The sequence below is a fragment of the Sphingobacterium sp. UBA7253 genome, assembly GCF_002472745.1.
In the GTDB taxonomy this organism is placed as follows: domain Bacteria; phylum Bacteroidota; class Bacteroidia; order Sphingobacteriales; family Sphingobacteriaceae; genus Sphingobacterium; species Sphingobacterium siyangense.
This window is the reverse complement of record NZ_DKSP01000057.1, coordinates 847-1,486: the sequence shown is the minus strand read 5'-3', so window position 1 is coordinate 1,486 and position 640 is coordinate 847. Positions and strand designations below refer to the sequence as shown.

General features: G+C 41.9%; 1 pseudogene. It reads left to right on the top strand.

The window, feature by feature from the left end:
- Nucleotides 1-640: pseudogene (locus tag B2X72_RS05230) on the top strand (bifunctional aconitate hydratase 2/2-methylisocitrate dehydratase); the annotation flags it as partial.

Below are 640 nucleotides of genomic sequence, written 5' to 3'. Positions count from 1 at the left end.
TGCAAAAGATATTTTAGAAAGCTACGCAAAAGCAGAGTTTTTCACAAAACTGCCTGAGGTTGCTGAGGAAATTCAGGTGATTACTTTTATCGCTGGTGAAGGTGATATCTCGACAGATTTATTGTCGCCAGGTAACCAGGCGCACTCGCGTTCAGATCGTGAATTACATGGAAAATGTATGATCACACCTGAAGCACAGCAACAGATCGTTGAGTTACAGGCGCAACACCCTGGTAAAAGTGTCATGTTAATTGCTGAGAAAGGAACAATGGGTGTGGGGTCATCTCGTATGTCGGGTGTCAACAACGTTGCATTATGGACGGGTAAACAAGCGAGTCCTTATGTTCCTTTTGTGAACATCGCACCAATTGTAGGCGGTACAAATGGTATCTCACCTATTTTCTTGACCACAGTGGATGTGACCGGAGGTATCGGTATAGACCTTAAAAACTGGGTGAAGAAAGTGGATGAAAATGGTAACGTAATCCGTAACGAGAAAAATGAGCCAATCCTTGAAGAAGCTTATTCTGTCGCTACAGGTACTGTCTTAACAATCAATACCAAGACTAAAAAATTATATAATGGCGAGCAGGAGCTGATCGATATTTCCAAAGCTTTGACTCCACAAAAAATGGAATTT